Origin of the sequence: Rhodococcus sp. NPDC127527 (assembly GCF_042672245.1) — a bacterium.
Taxonomy (GTDB): Bacteria; Actinomycetota; Actinomycetes; order Mycobacteriales; family Mycobacteriaceae; genus Rhodococcus_G.
Genome location: NZ_JBHXVP010000001.1, coordinates 573,310 through 590,245, shown reverse-complemented (window position 1 = coordinate 590,245; position 16,936 = coordinate 573,310). Strand labels below are relative to the sequence as shown.

14 protein-coding genes are annotated in these 16,936 nt (G+C 68.8%); 5 read left to right on the top strand and 9 right to left on the bottom strand.

Annotated features, from left to right (window positions below; translation table 11 throughout):
* Window positions 1–145 precede the first annotated feature (145 nt).
* The gene (locus ACFVH2_RS02735) at window positions 146–1,609 is read right to left on the bottom strand and encodes a catalase (protein ID WP_378421296.1); all 1,464 of its coding nucleotides are present in this window, start codon (window positions 1,607–1,609) and stop codon (window positions 146–148) included.
* Between the two features lie 420 nt (window positions 1,610–2,029).
* Here ACFVH2_RS02735 and ACFVH2_RS02730 point away from each other — a divergent pair, with 420 nt between their 5' ends.
* From ACFVH2_RS02730 to ACFVH2_RS02720, 3 genes are all read left to right on the top strand, one after another.
* Window positions 2,030–2,434, top strand: a complete 405-nt coding sequence (locus ACFVH2_RS02730) for a hypothetical protein (RefSeq protein ID WP_378421294.1) — start codon at window positions 2,030–2,032, stop codon at window positions 2,432–2,434.
* Between the two features lie 74 nt (window positions 2,435–2,508).
* Window positions 2,509–3,420, top strand: a complete 912-nt coding sequence (locus ACFVH2_RS02725; protein WP_378421292.1) for a hypothetical protein — start codon at window positions 2,509–2,511, stop codon at window positions 3,418–3,420.
* 30 nt (window positions 3,421–3,450) lie between these two features.
* Window positions 3,451–3,828 (top strand): DUF309 domain-containing protein, encoded by a 378-nt coding sequence (locus ACFVH2_RS02720; protein WP_378421290.1) that lies wholly within the window; start codon window positions 3,451–3,453, stop codon window positions 3,826–3,828.
* Window positions 3,829–3,911: 83 nt separating this feature from the next.
* Here the strand turns inward: ACFVH2_RS02720 and ACFVH2_RS02715 are convergent, their stop codons facing one another.
* Together ACFVH2_RS02715 and ACFVH2_RS02710 are read right to left on the bottom strand one after the other, a co-directional pair.
* Entirely contained in the window at window positions 3,912–4,949 is a 1,038-nt protein-coding gene (locus tag ACFVH2_RS02715) for an aspartate-semialdehyde dehydrogenase (protein ID WP_378421288.1), read from the bottom strand.
* Window positions 4,950–4,951: 2 nt separating this feature from the next.
* A complete protein-coding gene (locus tag ACFVH2_RS02710) occupies window positions 4,952–6,220 on the bottom strand; it encodes an aspartate kinase (RefSeq protein ID WP_378421287.1) in 1,269 nt (422 codons plus the stop codon).
* Window positions 6,221–6,406: 186 nt separating this feature from the next.
* On the opposite strand from ACFVH2_RS02710, the gene ACFVH2_RS02705 reads away from it, so the two are divergent.
* Together ACFVH2_RS02705 and ACFVH2_RS02700 are read left to right on the top strand one after the other, a co-directional pair.
* On the top strand, window positions 6,407–7,600 hold the full coding sequence (locus tag ACFVH2_RS02705) for a low temperature requirement protein A (protein WP_378421412.1): 1,194 nt from the start codon (window positions 6,407–6,409) through the stop codon (window positions 7,598–7,600).
* Between the two features lie 31 nt (window positions 7,601–7,631).
* Window positions 7,632–9,161: a bifunctional 3'-5' exonuclease/DNA polymerase gene (locus ACFVH2_RS02700; RefSeq protein WP_378421286.1), complete on the top strand. Its 1,530-nt coding sequence runs from the start codon at window positions 7,632–7,634 to the stop codon at window positions 9,159–9,161.
* Here ACFVH2_RS02700 and ACFVH2_RS02695 read toward each other — a convergent pair.
* The 6 genes from ACFVH2_RS02695 to ACFVH2_RS02670 form a co-directional block, all read right to left on the bottom strand.
* Window positions 9,140–10,129 (bottom strand): helix-turn-helix domain-containing protein, encoded by a 990-nt coding sequence (locus ACFVH2_RS02695; protein ID WP_378421284.1) that lies wholly within the window; start codon window positions 10,127–10,129, stop codon window positions 9,140–9,142. The genes ACFVH2_RS02700 and ACFVH2_RS02695 overlap by 22 nt on opposite strands.
* Before the next feature lie 86 nt (window positions 10,130–10,215).
* Window positions 10,216–10,884, bottom strand: coding sequence for a protein kinase family protein (locus tag ACFVH2_RS02690; RefSeq protein ID WP_378421282.1), 669 nt, complete (start codon window positions 10,882–10,884; stop codon window positions 10,216–10,218).
* A 250-nt stretch (window positions 10,885–11,134) separates the two neighbouring features.
* Window positions 11,135–11,794 carry a GAP family protein gene (locus ACFVH2_RS02685; RefSeq protein ID WP_378421280.1) on the bottom strand — a complete coding sequence of 220 codons (660 nt, stop codon included), beginning with the start codon at window positions 11,792–11,794 and terminating at the stop codon, window positions 11,135–11,137.
* A gap of 141 nt (window positions 11,795–11,935) precedes the next feature.
* Window positions 11,936–13,273, bottom strand: a complete 1,338-nt coding sequence (locus tag ACFVH2_RS02680; protein ID WP_378421279.1) for a DUF1254 domain-containing protein — start codon at window positions 13,271–13,273, stop codon at window positions 11,936–11,938.
* A gap of 142 nt (window positions 13,274–13,415) precedes the next feature.
* On the bottom strand, window positions 13,416–15,062 hold the full coding sequence (locus ACFVH2_RS02675) for a SulP family inorganic anion transporter (protein WP_378421277.1): 1,647 nt from the start codon (window positions 15,060–15,062) through the stop codon (window positions 13,416–13,418).
* A 40-nt stretch (window positions 15,063–15,102) separates the two neighbouring features.
* Window positions 15,103–16,806 carry a SulP family inorganic anion transporter gene (locus tag ACFVH2_RS02670; RefSeq protein ID WP_378421276.1) on the bottom strand — a complete coding sequence of 568 codons (1,704 nt, stop codon included), beginning with the start codon at window positions 16,804–16,806 and terminating at the stop codon, window positions 15,103–15,105.
* Window positions 16,807–16,936: the final 130 nt, after the last annotated feature.

Below are 16,936 nucleotides of genomic sequence, written 5' to 3'. Positions count from 1 at the left end.
GGGCGTCCCCCGGCCGCCGGGCCAGGGGGTAAAAACGGGCCGACAGCCTGGTCCCCTGTTGCTCCACTCAGTTCAACAGAACATAAAAACGCCGGGGGGGTCGCCCACGCATCACGCGGGCGACCCCCCCCCCTTCGCTGCTACCTCAGGCGTCGAGCGCGGCGAGGGCCTTCGCCACGCCCTCCCCGTATGCCGGGTCGCACTTGGTGCAGTTCTCGATGTGCCGCTTGACGATCTGCTCGTCGACGCCGTGGATGTTGCGGGCGGTGTTCTCGAACAGCGCCTGCTTCTGGTCGGCGCTCATATTGTTGAACAGCACCCGCGGCTGCGAGTAGTAGTCGTCGTCGTCCGCGCGGTAGTCGAAGTGGTCGGCGACCGCGCCGACGGCCTGCGCCGGCTCGCGGTACTGCGGCTGCTCCTGCCACTTGCCGTAGGAGTTCGGCTCGTAGTGCAGCGAGCTGCCGTTGTTGCCGTCCACCCGCATAGCACCGTCGCGGTGGAAGTTGCTCACCGGACACTTCGGCGAGTTCACCGGGATCTGGAAGTTGTTGACGCCCAGACGGTATCGCTGGGCGTCACCGTAGGAGAACAACCGACCCTGCAGCATCCGGTCCGGCGAGAAGCTGATGCCGGGCACCACGTGCGCGGGGTTGAACGCGGCCTGCTCGACGTCGGCGAAGTAGTTGTCGGGGTTTCGGTTGAGCTCCCACTCGCCGACCTCGATCAGCGGGTAGTCGCCCTTCGGCCACACCTTGGTCAGGTCGAACGGGTGGTACGGGACCTTCGCGGCGTCGGCCTCGGGCATGATCTGCACACACAGCTTCCACTTCGGGAAGTCGCCCCGCTCGATCGCGTCGTACAGGTCGCGCTGGTGGCTCTCGCGATCGTTGCCGACGAGCTCGGCGGCCTCGGCGTCGGTCAGGTTCTCGATGCCCTGCTGGACGCGGTGGTGGAACTTGACCCAGAACCGCTCGCCCGCGGCATTGATGAAACTGAAGGTGTGCGAACCGAATCCGTGCATGTGTCGGTACGAGGCCGGGATGCCGCGGTCGCTCATCACGATCGTCACCTGGTGCAGCGCCTCCGGCAGCGACGACCAGAAGTCCCAGTTGTTGTTGGCGCTGCGCATGTTGGTGCGCGGGTCGCGCTTCACCGCGTGGTTGAGGTCCGGGAACTTGAGCGGATCCCGGAAGAAGAAGACCGGGGTGTTGTTGCCGACGAGGTCCCAGTTGCCCTCCTCGGTGTAGAACTTGACCGCGAATCCACGGATGTCACGCTCGGCGTCGGCGGCGCCGCGCTCACCCGCGACGGTCGAGAACCGGGCGAACAGTTCGGTCTTCTTGCCGACCTCGGAGAAGATCTTCGCGGTGGTGTACTCGGTGATGTCGTTCGTGACGGTGAAGGTGCCGAACGCGCCGGATCCCTTGGCGTGCATGCGCCTTTCGGGGATCACCTCGCGGTCGAAGTGCGCGAGCTTCTCGAGGAACCACACGTCCTGCAGCAGCTGCGGCCCGCGCGGGCCCGCAGTGGCGACGTTCTGGTTGTCGGGCACCGGCGCTCCGACCGCGGTGGTCAGCTTGGCATCGGTGTTCTTCGGATCAGAGCTCATGCGTGTGGATCCCTTCCCTACTCGCCGCGCCGGCAGGCGTCGGCACTCGTTTGGCGTTGGACCTCGGTCGGACCTGCGTCCGACAGCGGCGTGACCCGTCGGGCGTCGCGGCGCCCGACGTGGGGCTGGAACTCGGTCACGGCTACCACTGCAACACCTTTTCTGGAATTAGTCAAGAAAAGACGGGGGTCCTCCCGAACAGCTTCCACCCTCGCCGCATCGCGTGCCCGGCGAACACCCCATATTTCACCCGGTCAGGGTGACGCGGGACGCGATTGCCGTTCCTACCGTGAGGTTCATGTCCACAGACACCACGAAGGCGGTCGCCACCGTTGCCCTGATCGCGGTCGTCCTCACCGCCGCCCCGATCATCCTCGCGCTCATCTTCTGATGAGCGACCCGACTCGATCGAAGGAACCCATGGACGACAACACTCCCGGGGGCTGGGGCGTTTTCGCCGGCCTCGTACTCATCATGATCGGCACCTTCAACGCCATCGAGGGCATCGTCGCGCTCGCCGCACCCTCCAGGCTCTTCGTCGGCGAGGAGAAACTGGTCATCCTCGACTACGACCGCTGGGGCTGGGTGCTCATCGTCTGGGCCGTCCTGCTGATCGTGGGCGGAGGCGCCCTGCTGGCCGGAGCGACGTGGGCCCGGGTGTTCGCCGTGACCCTCGCGCTGTTGAACGCGATCGGTCAGCTCACCTGGATCGGCACCCAGCCGTGGTTGTCGGTCCTGCTGATCGCCCTCAACGTCGGCGTCATCTGGGGCCTCACCGCGGGCTGGCCCGCGAACCGCACGAGCCCGCAGCAGACCCCGGCCTGACATCGGCGGGCGATGACAGGTCACCTGGGCCGGATGGTGATTCGGGACGCGAAGTCGAGTTGACTGTCCCTGTGATGAAGCAGTCGAAGCTCTCGGTGGCCTTGGCCAAGGAGGCTCTCGAGGTCCAGAAGCAGACCGCCCGGGGCTGGCTGAAGCGGACGGCCCCGGGACGAACGGTGGCTCGGGTGATCAAGTCGATCATCGACATCGAGCTGGCCGACCGGTCGATGACCCTCGCGGCACAGGAGTTCACCTCCGTGCTGCCGGTGATCATCGCGGTGGGCACCATCGGGAACGTTCGACCGGCCACCGACACCCTCATCGACCAGTTCGGCATCGATCCGGCGTCCTTCGACCTCACCTCGACCCTCGGGTCCGTCCAGGCCGACCGGCCGACCTTCGCCACGTTCGGGATCATCGGCCTGCTCATGATCATCCTGAGCGGCACGTCCTTCGCCCGCGCGCTGGGCCGCGTCTACGGCAAGGTGTGGAACATTCCCACCCTGTCCATCCGCGGCGGCTGGCGCTGGATCGCCGTCCTGGTCGCGGTCGCGAGTTCGTTCCGGCTGATCGAACAGGCACACAAACTGACCCAGATGGACTGGCTGGGCCGGCCGCTGGCGTTCGGCACCGAGACCGCCATCTGGTTCGGACTGTGGGCTCTGGTGCCCTACCTGCTCACCGAGGGACGCCTTCGCGGCCGCGTCCTGTGGGCCACGGCCGGGCTCACCGCGATCGGCTTGGCCCTGCTTCGCATCGCCGGCCAGATCTACCTGCCCCTCGCGACCGCGTCGGCCCAGCAGAAATTCGGCGCCCTCGGTCTCGTGTTCACCACGATCACCTGGATGTTCTTCATGTCCGGCGTGGTCGTCGGATCGGCGGCGATCGTCAAGGCGCTCGCGTTGGACGAGGGGGTGCTCGGGCGACTGCTGCGCGGTCCGGTGGCCGAGCCCGAACCGGAATCGGTGCGCGAGAGCGCGACGTGAGGAGTTGCCGCGATCCGTAAGATTCGAGTCATGGCCGACGCATCCGGAGGGCCGCAGCTCGATCTCGGCGCCACCGTCACCGAATCGCAGCGCCTGCTCGATCGGGGCGCGACGGAGGAAGCGGGCGTCCTGCTCGCAGGCACGGCCCGCGACGCGCCCGACGGGGAAATCGAACTGTGGCAGGGGCTGGCGCTGCTGATCGAGGGTCTCGCCCTGGTGAACCGCGGCGAGTCGGAGGCCGCCGGGTTCGCCCTGCGGCGCGGACGCGACCTCGTCGGTCCGTATCAGGCGGCGCCGCCGCACGCGCTCGACGTCGACGGGCTGGTCGGCTGGGCCACCCATCTGATCGACGATCTCGCCGTCGAGAAGGCCCCGCGCCCACCGGTCCCCCGGCTCCGCCTGCCCTGACCCCCAGGACACGAAATCCCGAATGGCCCATTCGTTCAGTTGAACTGAACGAATGGGCCATTCGGGAAAGGGCGGGTGGCGGGTCAGCCGACGAGCAGCTCCGCGATCTGAATGGTGTTGAGCGCGGCACCCTTACGCAGGTTGTCGCCGCAGACGAACAGCGCCAGGCCGCGACCGCCGGGCACGCCGGGATCCTGCCGGATCCGACCGACCAGCGACGGGTCCGAACCGGCCGCGGCGAGCGGGGTCGGCACGTCCACCAGCTCGACGCCCGGGGCGTCGGCGAGCAGTTCCTTCGCCCGCTCGACGGACAGCGGGTTGCCGAACTCGGCGTTGATCGACAGCGAGTGCCCGGTGAACACCGGCACGCGCACGCAGGTCCCGCTGACGAGCAGGTCCGGGATCCCGAGGATCTTGCGGGACTCGTTGCGCAGCTTCTGGTCCTCGTCGGTCTCGCCGCTGCCGTCCTCGACCAGCGCACCGGCCAGCGGGATGACGTCGAACGCGATCGGCGCGACGTACTTGTTCGGCGCGGGGAACGACACGGCGCTGCCGTCGTGCACGAGCTTCTCGGCATCGTCGACGACCGCGCGCACCTGCGTCGCGAGCTCCTCGACGCCGGCCAGCCCGCTGCCGGACACGGCCTGGTAGCTGCTCACGATCAGCCGCTGCAGGCCGGCCTCGTCGTGCAGCACCTTGAGCACCGGCATCGCTGCCATCGTGGTGCAGTTCGGGTTGGCGATGATGCCCTTCGGCGGGTTCTTCGCCTCCTCCGGGTTGACCTCGCTGACCACGAGCGGGACCTCGGGGTCCTTGCGCCACGCGGAGGAGTTGTCGATCACGGTGGCGCCTGCGGCGGCGAACCGCGGCGCCTGCGCGCGCGACAGGGTGGCACCGGCCGAGAACAGCGCGATGTCGATGCCCTTGAGGTCCTCGTCCGACACCGCGGCGGCGTCCTCGACGACGATCTGCTCGCCGCGGAACGGCAACGTGGTTCCGGCCGAGCGGGCCGACGCGAAGAACCGCACCGTGTCGGCCGGGAACTTGCGCTCCTCGAGCAGGGCGCGCATGACGGCGCCGACCTGTCCGGTCGCGCCGACCACTGCAATTGTCAAAGCCATGACTAGCGTCCCGTTCCCGCGTGGACGACGGCCTCTTCGTCGCCGCCCAGATCGAATGCCTTGTGGATCGCGCGCACCGCGTCGTCGAGGTCCGCGTCGGCGACGAGCACCGAGATGCGGATCTCCGAGGTGGAGATCAGGTCGATGTTCACGCCCGCCTCGGCGAGCGCCTCGCAGAAGGTGGCGGTGACGCCGGGGTGGCTCTTCATGCCGGCGCCGACCAGGGAGACCTTGCCGATGCTGTCGTCGAAGAGCACCTCCGAGAAGCCGATCTCGGCCTGCAGCGCGGTCAGCTTCTCGACCGCGGCGGTGAGGTCCGTCTTCGGCAGCGTGAAGGTGATGTCGGTCTTGCCCGTCTCCACCTTCGAGATGTTCTGCAGCACCATGTCGATGTTGATCTCGGCCTCGGCGACCGCGCGGAAGACCTGCGCCGCGTAGCCCGGGGTGTCGGGCAGGCCGACGACGGTGACCTTGGCCTCGCTGCGGTCGTGCGCGACGCCGGTGAGGATGGCTTCTTCCACGGGAATGTCCTCCATCGATCCGGACACCATGGTGCCGGGCTTGGTGGTGTACGAGGAACGAACGTGCACGGGCACGTTGTATCGGCGGGCGTACTCGACGCAGCGGAGCATGAGCACCTTCGCGCCGCAGGCCGCCATCTCCAGCATCTCCTCGAAGGAGACGGTGTCCAGCTTCTGGGCGTCGGAGACGATCCGCGGGTCGGCGCTGAAGATGCCGTCGACGTCGGTGTAGATCTCGCAGACGTCGGCCTTCAGCGCGGCCGCCAGCGCGACGGCGGTGGTGTCGGAGCCGCCGCGGCCGAGGGTGGTGACGTCCTTGCTGTCCTGGCTGACGCCCTGGAAGCCGGCGACCAGCACGATCGACCCGCGGTCGAGGGCGTCGCGCACGCGGCCAGGGGTGACGTCGATGATCTTGGCGTTGCCGTGCGCGCCGGTGGTGATCACGCCTGCCTGCGAACCGGTGAAGGAGCGGGCCTCCTCGCCGAGGCTGTGGATGGCCATCGCGACCAGGGAGTTCGAGATGCGCTCACCCGAGGTGAGCAGCATGTCCATCTCCCGCGCCGGCGGACCCGACGGGCAGACCTGCTGCGCCAGGTCGAGCAGCTCGTCGGTGGTGTCACCCATCGCCGAGACCACGACGACCACGTCGTTGCCTGCGCGTTTGGTCTCCACGATCCGTTCAGCGACGCGTCGGATGCGCTCGGCGGATGCCACCGAGGATCCGCCGTACTTCTGCACGACGAGCGCCACGCCATAACCTCCGGATCGGGAAACGAGTGAGTAGTCCGGTTGACCAGCTTACCGACGCCATCCGGCACGGTCGCAGCCAGCCGGTACCACCCATATCCGATACCCCTCGCCGGGGCGTGCCGACACCCGGCGAACGCGCGCGACCGATGGCAGCATGAGCGGGTGATCACCCCCAAACGCCTGCGTATGCAGGAAGTTCAGGAACGAGCGTCGGTCTCGCCCCTCGAACTCTTCTTCGATCTGGTGTTCGTGTTCGCGCTCACCCGGGTCACCGACCTGATGGCGGTCGAGACGACCACGGCGAACGTCCTGCGCGCCGCCCTCGTGATGGCCGTGCTCTGGTGGTCGTGGGTCGGCTACTCGTGGCTGTGGAACCTGGTCAAGGCCGACGAGGGCATCGCCAGCGTCGTGTTGTTCTGCGCGATGGGAGCGGTGTTCGTCACCGCACTCACCATCCCCGAGGCCTTCGACGACCTGTCCGGCGGACTTCCCGGCCCGGTCGTCTTCGCGCTCGGCTACTTCGTCGTACGACTGCTGCACCTGATCATGTTCTGGATCATCAGCACCGAGGACCCGCAACTGCGCCGGCAGGTGATCCGATTCGTGCCGAGCATGGTCGCCGGGACCGCCTGCCTGCTGATCGCGTCGCAGCTGACCGGCGCCGCGCAGATCGCGATGTGGGTGCTCGCGCTGGTCGGCGACTACCTCGGCACCCTGGTCGGTGGCGCGGAGTGGCGGCTGAACTCCGTGAGTCACTTCGCCGAGCGGCACGGGCTGATCATCATCGTCGCGCTGGGCGAGTCCATCGTGTCCATCGGCATCGGCGTGGCCGCTCTGCCTATCTCGTGGGCGATCATCGTCTCGTCCCTGCTCGGGCTCGCCGTGTCCGGCCTCCTGTGGTGGTCGTACTTCGACGTCACCTCGACCGCCGTCGAGCACGCCTTCGAGTCCGCGACGGGCGCGCGGCTCATCAAGATCGCCCAGCACTGCTACACCTACGCCCATCTGCCGATGGTGTTCGGCATCGTGATGATGTCCCTCGGCCTGAAGAAGGTGATCTCCTACGCGGCGGACGGAAACCACCACCGGCTCACCGATCCGCTGTACGGCTGGCCGCTGGTCGCGCTGCTCGGCGGAGCCGCCCTGTACCTGCTCGCGCTCGTGTACTTCAAGGCGTACCCGACCGGTTCCCTGACGATGTCCCGCGTCGTCACCGCGGCCGTCCTCGTCGCACTCGTCCCCGTCCTGTGGCACGTTCCGGCCCTCGCGACGCTCGGCACGCTCACCGCGGTGCTGGTGGCGATGAGCGGCTACGAGCTGTGGCGGTTCGCCGATCCGCGGAAGGAGATCCGGCACGGCGAACGCGAGCAGGCGCCGTAGGACTGTCGGACCCGCCGGGCACACTGGCACCGTGAGGATCGTGGTGGCGCCGGGGCCGGAACGCGCCGTCGCGATCCCCACCGACGAGGCGGGGGTCCCCTCGGGTGACGCCCTGGTGTTCCCGGACGTCGCCGCCGCGGTCCGGGCGCTCGAGTCCGGGCACCCGCGATGGGTGTGGCCGGACACCTCGGCCGCCTACCCGGCCGTGCTGCGCGCCGGGCTCCGGGTGCAACGCTGCCACGACCTGGCACTGACCTCGGCGCTGCTGCGCGCACGTGCCGGCGAACCACCGGTCGAGGCACCGGCGCCCGTCGACGACCGCCCGGGGCTGTTCGACAGCATCCCCGCCAGCGATCCGTCGACCGTCCTCGCCCAGCACGCCGACCAGGTCGACCGGATCGGATCCGACGGCCGGCTCAGGCTGCTGGTGGCCGCGGAGTCCGCGGGCGCCCTGGCGGCCGCCGAGATGGGGCACGTCGGGATGCCGTTCTCCGCGGCCGCCCACCACCGACTGCTCGAGGCGAGCCTCGGGCCCCGCGTGAGCGGGGACGTCCTGCCGCAACGCCTTCGGGAGGTCGCCGACGAGGTCGCCGCGGCCTTCGGGCGGCGGGTCAACCCGGCCTCGCACGTGGAGCTGGTGGAGGCCTTTGCCCGCGACGGCGTCGAGCTGAGCTCGACCCGCGCCTACCTCATCCGCGACGTCGACCATCCCGCGGTCGAACCATTGCTGCGCTACCGCGACCTGGCCAAGCTGCACGCCGCGAACGGCTGGAACTGGCTCGACACGTGGGTGCGCGGTGACCGGTTCCGGCCCGTCTACGTCCCGGGTGGCGTGGTGTCCGGCCGCTGGGCCAGCCGCGGCGGCGGGGCGCTGCAGATTCCGAAGCCGTTGCGTACCAGCGTGATCTCCGACCCCGGCCACACCCTGGTGATCGCCGACGCCGGTCAGCTCGAGCCGCGCATCCTCGCGGCGATGTCCGGCGACCGACTGATGGTCGCGGCGGCCGGCGCCGACGACCTCTACGCGCCGGTGGCGGCGGAGGTCTTCGACGGAGACCGGGCCAAGGCGAAGGTGGCGATCCTCGGTGTCCTCTACGGCGCCACCGCGGGTGAGGCACGCGCGCTGCTCACGTTGCTGCGCAGACGGTTTCCGACCGCAGTGCAGTTCGTCGAGGACGCGGCGCGGGCCGGGGAACGCGGCGAGGTGGTCAGCTCGTGGCTCGGCCGCGCCTGCCCGCCGCCCGACGAGCGCTGGTGGTCGACGGGCGACGCGCACGCGCGCGGCCGATTCACCCGCAACTTCGTCGTGCAGGCGACGGCGGCAGAGTGGGCGCTGTGCCTGCTGGCGGAGCTGCGGCGTCGACTCGCCGACGAGGACGGGGCGGAACTGGTGTTCTTCCAACACGACGAGGTCGTCGTGCACTGCCGGGATGCCGACGCGACCACTCGGCACCTACTGGAGGCCACCGCCGCGGCGACCCGACTGTTGTTCGGCGACACCGAGGTTCGGTTTCCGATGGATATCGCGGTCCGGGACTGCTACGCCGACCCCGAGTCCTGACCCGTACCCACCGGCTGCCGTCGGATCGACCGTGGCGACGATCCGGTGAGGTCCCGGACCGCTCGACTGAACTGGCTGAGTCCGACGAACCCACTGCGAATGGCGACCTGGCTGATGGTCAGGTCCGCATGCACCGGATCGGTGAGCAGCTCGATGCCCCACCGAACCCGACGGCGACGGATGAGGTCGTACACCGAGTGCTCCTCCGACTCGAACAGCTTCTGCAGGTACCTGGGACTGACGTTGATGCTCGCCGCGACGTCGGCGACGGTGAGCGCGGGATCGGTGAAGTGGCTGTCGACGAATTCTCGCGCCCGCGCGCGGTTCCGGGCGCCGCTCTCGTCGTGTACCTGCGACCGATCGGTTGCCTGCCGGATCACCGCGAGGCACAGGTCGACGATGGCATGTTCGAGCAACGTCGTTTCCACGGCACCGGGCCGGCACAGGTCCGTCGCGGCGAACTGGGCGAGCACCGCCGCGAGCGCCTCGCACAGCGGGGAGGCCGCGACGGTGGCACCGACGAGTGCGCGACTGTCCACGGACCGCGACGCCAGTAGGGCGTGCGGCAGGTAGACGAAGACGTAGTCACCGCGGCGCGAGAGCCCCACCTCGAACGGCGCAGCGAAGTCGGCGAACGTGACCTCGCCCGCGACGGCCCGGGCGCCGACGCGGTTCTGTTCCACCCGTACCTCACCGGAGCGCACGCACACCATGGACAGGTACGCGCTGTGCTCGTCGCCAAGCATGCTCGGCGGCCTGATCACCGTCACCGCGGACGAGCGCAGGCGATTGACCCGAATGGAGCCGAAGTCGGACGAACTCATCTCCGCCCGAAAACGTTCCGGGTGCCCGGCGACCATCTCGGCGGCGACGGACAGCATGTCCAGTCCCTCCGGCCCGCTCACCCGCACCCCACCGTGGAACCGTTGCGTGAGCGACGACGCCTGCGGCAAGGACCTCCCCGTCATGTCCACCCCAGTCACCCGACCCAGGAATCCCCAACCCGGGGAAGACTACCGTCGCAACCCGCCTCGCGGGCGGGTCTGCGCCACGCTCACCAGGCGGGCACCGCCACCGGCGCGGGAGCGAGCCCCAGTCCGCCGGTGACGAGGCCACGGAGCGCCGCGCCGAGGCCACGGATGTCCGCCGCCCGATCCGCACCGGGCAGTGTGCCCGGGAAGGCCAGGTACACCTCTCCGCGTTCACCGATCCGCAGTCGACCGGGGTGCTCGAGATCGAGAATCGCGTCCATCTCGTGCGCGCGGCGCATCGTGTTCACCAGCGGCCGGATCGATTGGGAAGCCGTGGCGCGCGAGGGACGAGTTGCGGCGACCTCACCGAGCGACCGGCTGGGCAACCATTCCGAGACCACCGCGCCACCCGCGTCGGTGTCGACCATGTCCAGGATGCGGGTCATCGCCGGGGACCTGACACCGCACATCCACACGGTGCAGGCGAACACCTCGTCCGTGTCCACCCGATCGAGCGCCGCACCGGAATCCGCGCCGACGATGGTCAACGCCACTTCACGTCCCGACACCAGGTCGACCGCGTGCCAGAACTCGACGGACTGCGCTGTCCCGCAGCAGGCGAGCAACCGATAGCGCTGGGAGGCGAAGGTGCTGCCCGGGACGTGTCCCGCGGGCGAGAGACCGGCTGGACGCCACACGAGTCCGGGCGAGGACGCCGCCACGGGAGGCAGCCGTTCGGTGTCAGCGCGCATACACCGGCGTCCGGCCGCGCGAAGCTGTGTACACCCATGGCATGTGAGCATCCTCACACAGGATTCTCACGGCGCAACCTCTGGGTTTGGGCCGATTTCCGCTGCGGCACAATGCGATGCCATCGACACGGCGGACTCGGCCAACCTAACACGCTGGTAAACGCCGAGTGTCGGGTACGAGCCGCACCGTCGGCCGAACGCATTTCGTCGCATCCCCGTGCGCAAATTGTGTAGTCCGCTCATCCGTCGGTCACGACGCCAGGGCCAGCGCGCCGCGAATCGTGAACAGCGCACCGAATCCGAGGAAGACGGCCACCCCGAGTTCCTTGTTGCGACGGACCATCCAGGACTTGACGGCGTCGAGTCCTCGGCGCGCCCGGGCGCCGAGCGCCAAGTACGCCCCGATCGGGAGCAGGAAGTCGACCATGGCCGCAAGGAGCAGCAGCGCGGTGCCGACCAATGCCTGAGCCCACGTCGGGCCGGAACTCGCGATGATGCTCAACCCGGACATCATGATGAACAGATTCGGGTTGAGGTTCGCGAGCAGCAGCCCGATCAGGAAGGCGCGGCGCGGAGTGGCCTTCTCGAGTTCGATCATCCAGTTCGGCTTCTCCGCCAGCAGCTTCCTGCGCTGAAGCAGTTGCGCAAGACCGACAGCGAGGAACAGCAGACCGACCACCAGACCGATCCAGTGCGAGAACGTCCGCGAGGTCGTCGACGGATCCCCCGCGCCGCCGATCAGCGCCGCGAGGCCGATCATCGAGTACACGAACAGGAACGCACCGGCGAAGCTCAGCGCGTTGCGCATGGGATTGTTCGACTGCAGCAGCAGGACGCAGCCCGCGATGGCCGCCGGCGTGATGATCAGTCCGATCATCTCCGGGATCAGAAGCAGGACGAGATCTCCCATCGCGCACCCTCTCTCACGCCAGCGGCAGACGGGCCGGTGGGCTGCACCCGACGCTAGGCGCGCGACGGATGGCGCGACTCACCCACAACGAATGAACACGTCGGGAGCTCTCGCCTGTCACGGATCCGGGCGGGATACGACTCAGCGAACCTTGACGATCGGCGGGATCTCGTAGGTGCCGTCCAGCACCTCCGGACGGGGGCTGTACATGCGCAGCAGTGGACGGAACCCTCCGGCCGGCGTCGGCAACCAGTTCGCCTTGGCTGCAGCATCTTCAGGCTCGTCGACGGAAAGCGTCACGGTCAACGAGCCGTCCTCCGCGTAGACCAGACCGGGGGTGCGGTCACCGATCGAGTAACGGTCGATCTCGTTGTCCACGAGGTAGAAATCCGGCAGGTCGTACATCGTGACGGACCAGAACGCATCGACCGGCGGCGTCTGCGCGAAGGTCAGTGTGTAGGTGTGATCCCCGCCGAGTTCGTCGCCGTCGGCGTCGAGATACACCGGCGCGTAGGCGGCCTCGTACCCGTGGTTGCCCCAGAGCCCTCCCAGGGCAGCCGCCGCTCGCAACCCGATCGCCTTGGCGCGGTCTCCGATTCGCCACTCCGGCGAGTTGATCGTGCCGATCTCGAAGTAGTCGTCGTTGTAGTCGAACGCGTGGTACGCCAGGTGCCACCCGTTCACGACGGTGTCGCCCGCACCCGACTTCAGGGCCGCAACCAGTCCCGCATGGCCGGCCTGCTCCCCGGCAGTGAGCGCGGCGGTCAGTTCCGGGTCGGCCGCCAGGTAGGGCGAGACGAACCAGTCCAGCAGGCCGAGTGATTCGAACGACTGCAACAGGGGCAGATCCTGCGCCGCGGGCGGGTAGGCCTGCAGGTACACCCGCAGCATCTCCCAGAACGCCAGCGCGGACGGAACATTCGGATCCGGTGCCGGCGGGCCCGGCGCGGGTTCGGCCGCCCCGACGGGTGTGATCGTCAATCGCTCCTGCAACGCCCGCACCCGCGGCAGGTCCGCCTCGCCGTCGCAGGCCCACCGTCCGACGATCGAGGCGATCGTGCTGGGACTCGCGATCCGGGTGACGCCGTCGGGCACCTCGCCGGTCCACGCGGGTGGGGTGAGCAGATAGAGACCGGGTCCGGTTCCGGTGGCCCGCTTGCCGACGTACGCGAAATTGTCGGTCCAGGCATCGACGAACTGCAGCACGTAGTAGGCGCCGCCGGTGTCCGGAACCTCCAACAGCACCGGACCGTTCGTCAGGTCCACCTGCGCCATCGAGTACACCGTGTCGTTGTTGATGGAGACGAAGGTGTCCTCCGGTCCGGCCAGGGAGCCGGCGTGACTGAACTGATTGAAGGGCGCGGCCGGGTTGGACCCGACGCCGGACGTGACGTAGCGCTGCACCTGGTTTAGGTTGAACACCAAGGGGAATCCGAACACGTACGCCTTCGCGGCGAGATCCTTCAGATCGGCACTCATGACGGCCTCCCGTTCGACACGGTCTCCGCATCGACACCGTGTGCTGGCGACTGCTCCCCATCGAGTGTGAACCCCGACGGGCTGTTTCGCACGTAATAGCGGCTCCGCCGCAGTGGCGCGGTTACGGAGTCTCCGGACTCCGTCACCGCACCAGTGCGCGAAGCGCATCCTCGACGGTGTCGAAAATCCGCCCCGATTCCTCGAACTGGCGTCCGGCGGCGGTCTCGAGTGCCGTCTCGAGTTCCCGCGGCGGCAGATCCGCGAAGTAGACCGTCACGCCGCGAGCGGACAACTCCTGGTCGAGGTCGCGGACGTGGTGCATGACGGTCGTGGTGACCTTCCAGGCCCGGGAGCAGTCCACCACCACGGCCTTCGCGCCGGCGGCCTCGGTCCGCTCCTGGATCGCGGTGAGGTTCGCGAGCACGTTCGCCGTGTACAGCGCCGAGTTGATCCGCAGCACCAGGGGGTCGACCGGGGTCGACGGCGCGTCTTCCTCGCCGCCGATCCAGCGGCCGTCCGCGCCGCGGCTCAGCTGCACCACGTGTGGCCTGTTCAGCTCCCGCAGCACCAGGTACAGCGTGAACAGGACGCCCACCGCCACCGCGGGCAGCAGACCCGCCGTGAGCCCGATCAGCGCGGTCGCCAGCGCCACCCAGAACTCGTCGCGGTTGAGCCGCCAGAACCGGGCGAACACCTTCAGGTCCACGAGACCCAGCGTCGCGACCACCACCATCGCCCCGAGGGTTGCCTGCGGCAGGTCGCTGAGGACCGGGGCCAGGAACAGTGCCACCAGCACGGCGAGCACCGCGGTGACCACCCCGGTCAACTGGGTTCGCGCCCCCGCGCGCAGCGCCACCGCGGTCTGCGAGAAGCCGCCGGCGGGCGGCAGCGTGTGGAAGAACGCGCCCGCCACCGAGGCGACGCCGTTCGCGAGCATCTCCTGGTTGCTGTCGATCTGCGGCTCGCCCTGCCGGCGCACCCCGCGGGCGACGGACACCGTCTCCAGGAAGGCCATCGCCGCAATGGCGAGCGCGCCCGGAATCAACGCACCCACATCGTGCAGCGAGGGGATCCCCGGCAGCGGGATCCCCTGCGGCACGGCGGCAATCAGCTCCACACCGCGGTCCTGCAGCCCGGTGAACGCGATCAACGCGATTCCGACCGCCACGACGACGAGCGGCCCGGGTACGCGGGGAACGAGCTTCGCCATCGCGTAGAGTGCGGCGATCGACCCGGCCGCCAGCAGCACCGTCGCGAGGTTCGCGTCCCCGATCTGCCGCACCGCCGACCAAAACGCCCGGAAGAACCCGGTCGCATCCGGGTCGGACGGCACCCCGAGCAGCTTGGGTAGCTGGCCGACCGCCACGGTCAGCCCGACACCGGCCTTGATCCCGGACAGCGTTGCCTCGCTGATGTTCTCGATGATCGCACCGAGCTTCAGTGCACGGGCCAGCAGCAGGATCACCCCGACCAGCAGCGTCAGTGTCATCAGCGACGACTGCGCGTCGTCGGAGCCGGCCGCGATCCCGGCACCGATCATCGTCGACGCGGTCAGCAGGGCGATCGTGGACGTCGTGCTGACGCTGATCGCTCGCGACCCACCGAGCATCGCGTACACCACCATCGGGACCATGCAGGTGTACAGGCCGATCTGCACGGGCATGTCTGCGATCGTCGCGTAGGCCATCGCCTGCGGGATCACCACCGCGCCCGCGCTGAGGCCGGCCACGACATCCGCACGGAGCCAGGCCTTCTGGTAGCCGACGAGGGTGGGTGCGACTAGCGCCATTCGAGGCCGTCCCCCTCGGGGCCGGACGGGTTCGGATCCGTCATCGTGATTCCTCCGTGTCCGCCAGTGCTTCACTCACCGTCGAATAGATTCCGACCGCCTTGCCGTCACCCGACGACTGCCGGAGGGTGTCACGGAACTGGCCGATGTCGCGGGCAACCCGCAGGTCGATACCCTTGCGTCCAAGTGTGTCTCGAAGTTGGAGCAGCATTTCCGCCGCGCTGACGTCGACGAACGGTGAGGTCTCGGCATCGAGGACGACCACTCGAGTGGCGTCGGAGCACAACGCCTCGATGCCGTCCTTGACGTGGTCGGCGTTGGCGAAGAACAGGCCCGCCTCGACGCGGACGACTACGACGTCGGGCAGCGTGGTCAGCTCAGGGTGCCGCTCGGCGTCGACCCAGAGCGAGCCCTGCTTGGCCAGGGCTGCCACGTGCGGTCGCGAAGCGCGGTAGAGCAGCAGCAGCATCGACACCCCGATCCCGATCACCAAACCGGGCAGGGTGTCGAACAACAGCACACCCATCATGGCGGCGAGTGCGGCGGCGAAGTCGGCTCGCGCGGCGGGCCCGTAGATGCTGCCGAGCCGTTCGGTCCACACCCCGTAGAGCCGCCTCAGCGCGGGTATGTCCACCAGCTCGACGACCGCGGCGATCACGACCGCAGCGAGGGTGGCCTCGGGCAGCTTCTCGAACAGCCCGGTCAGGAACAGCAGCGTGAGCACCGTCAGTGCCGCCACGACCAGGCCGCTCACCTGCGATTTGGCGCCGGCGCCGCCGTTCACCGCGGTCTTGGAGAGGCTGCCGTTGACGACCATCCCGGAGCCGAGCCCGGCGCCCAGGTTCGCGGCGCCGAGCCCGAGCAGTTCCCGATTGGCATCGATCTCGTAGCCCGCCTTGGCGGCATACGTCTTGGCCGCGCCGAGCCCCTCGGCGAAGCCGATCAGCAGCACACCGACGGCCGGCCCGAGCAGGTCCACGTAGTCGTCGAACCCGACACCGCCGGGCAGGCCGACCGAGGGCATTCCGGACTGGATGTGGCCCACGATCTCGACGCCCTTGTCCTCCAGTCCGAACACCGCGACCGCCGCGATGCCGAGCAGCACGGCGAGCAGCGATCCCGGGATCAGCGGCAGCCAGCGCTTGAATCCGAGCACCACGGCCAGGCTCGCCAGTCCCACGGCCAGGGTCCGCCAGTCGGTGTCACCGAGATTCCGGACGACCCCCCACGCCTGCTCGAAGAAGTTCCCCTCGGACTTCTTCACCCCGAACAGCTTGGGCACCTGGCCGATGATGATGGTCAGCGCGAGGCCGACGATGAAGCCCTTGAGCACCGGCTCGGAAATGAAGGACGCGATGAAGCCGAGGCGGATCAGGCCCGCGAGCAACCCCACGATGCCGGTGGCGATCGCCAACACCGCCGACAGCGCCACGTACTTGCCGCCGTCCGCGCCCGCGATGGGCGCGATGATGGCCGCCGACAACGCCGCCGTCGCCGACATCGGCCCGACCACCAGGTGCCGTGAACTGCCCGCGGCCGCGTACAGGATCAGTGACGGGATCGCCGCGTACAGACCGACGACGGGCGGTACGCCCGCGATGGTCGCGTAGGCCAGCGCCTCCGGCACCAGGACCGCCCAGACCGTCAGGCCCGCAATGACGTCGGGCCGGATCCATTTCGCCTGATAGTCCTGGAGCGATCCGAACAGGAACCAGGGTCTCCCCACCTTCTGCGGAGTGGTCACGTGTGCAGGCCCCCTTCGTCCACGGTCGGCCCATTGTTCGACGGCTCGCCGCGTACCCGCTTCACCTCGAGCGGGTGAAGCACCGCCACTCGGGTGCCGCGAGGATCGAGTGGGATGACAACTGAACCAA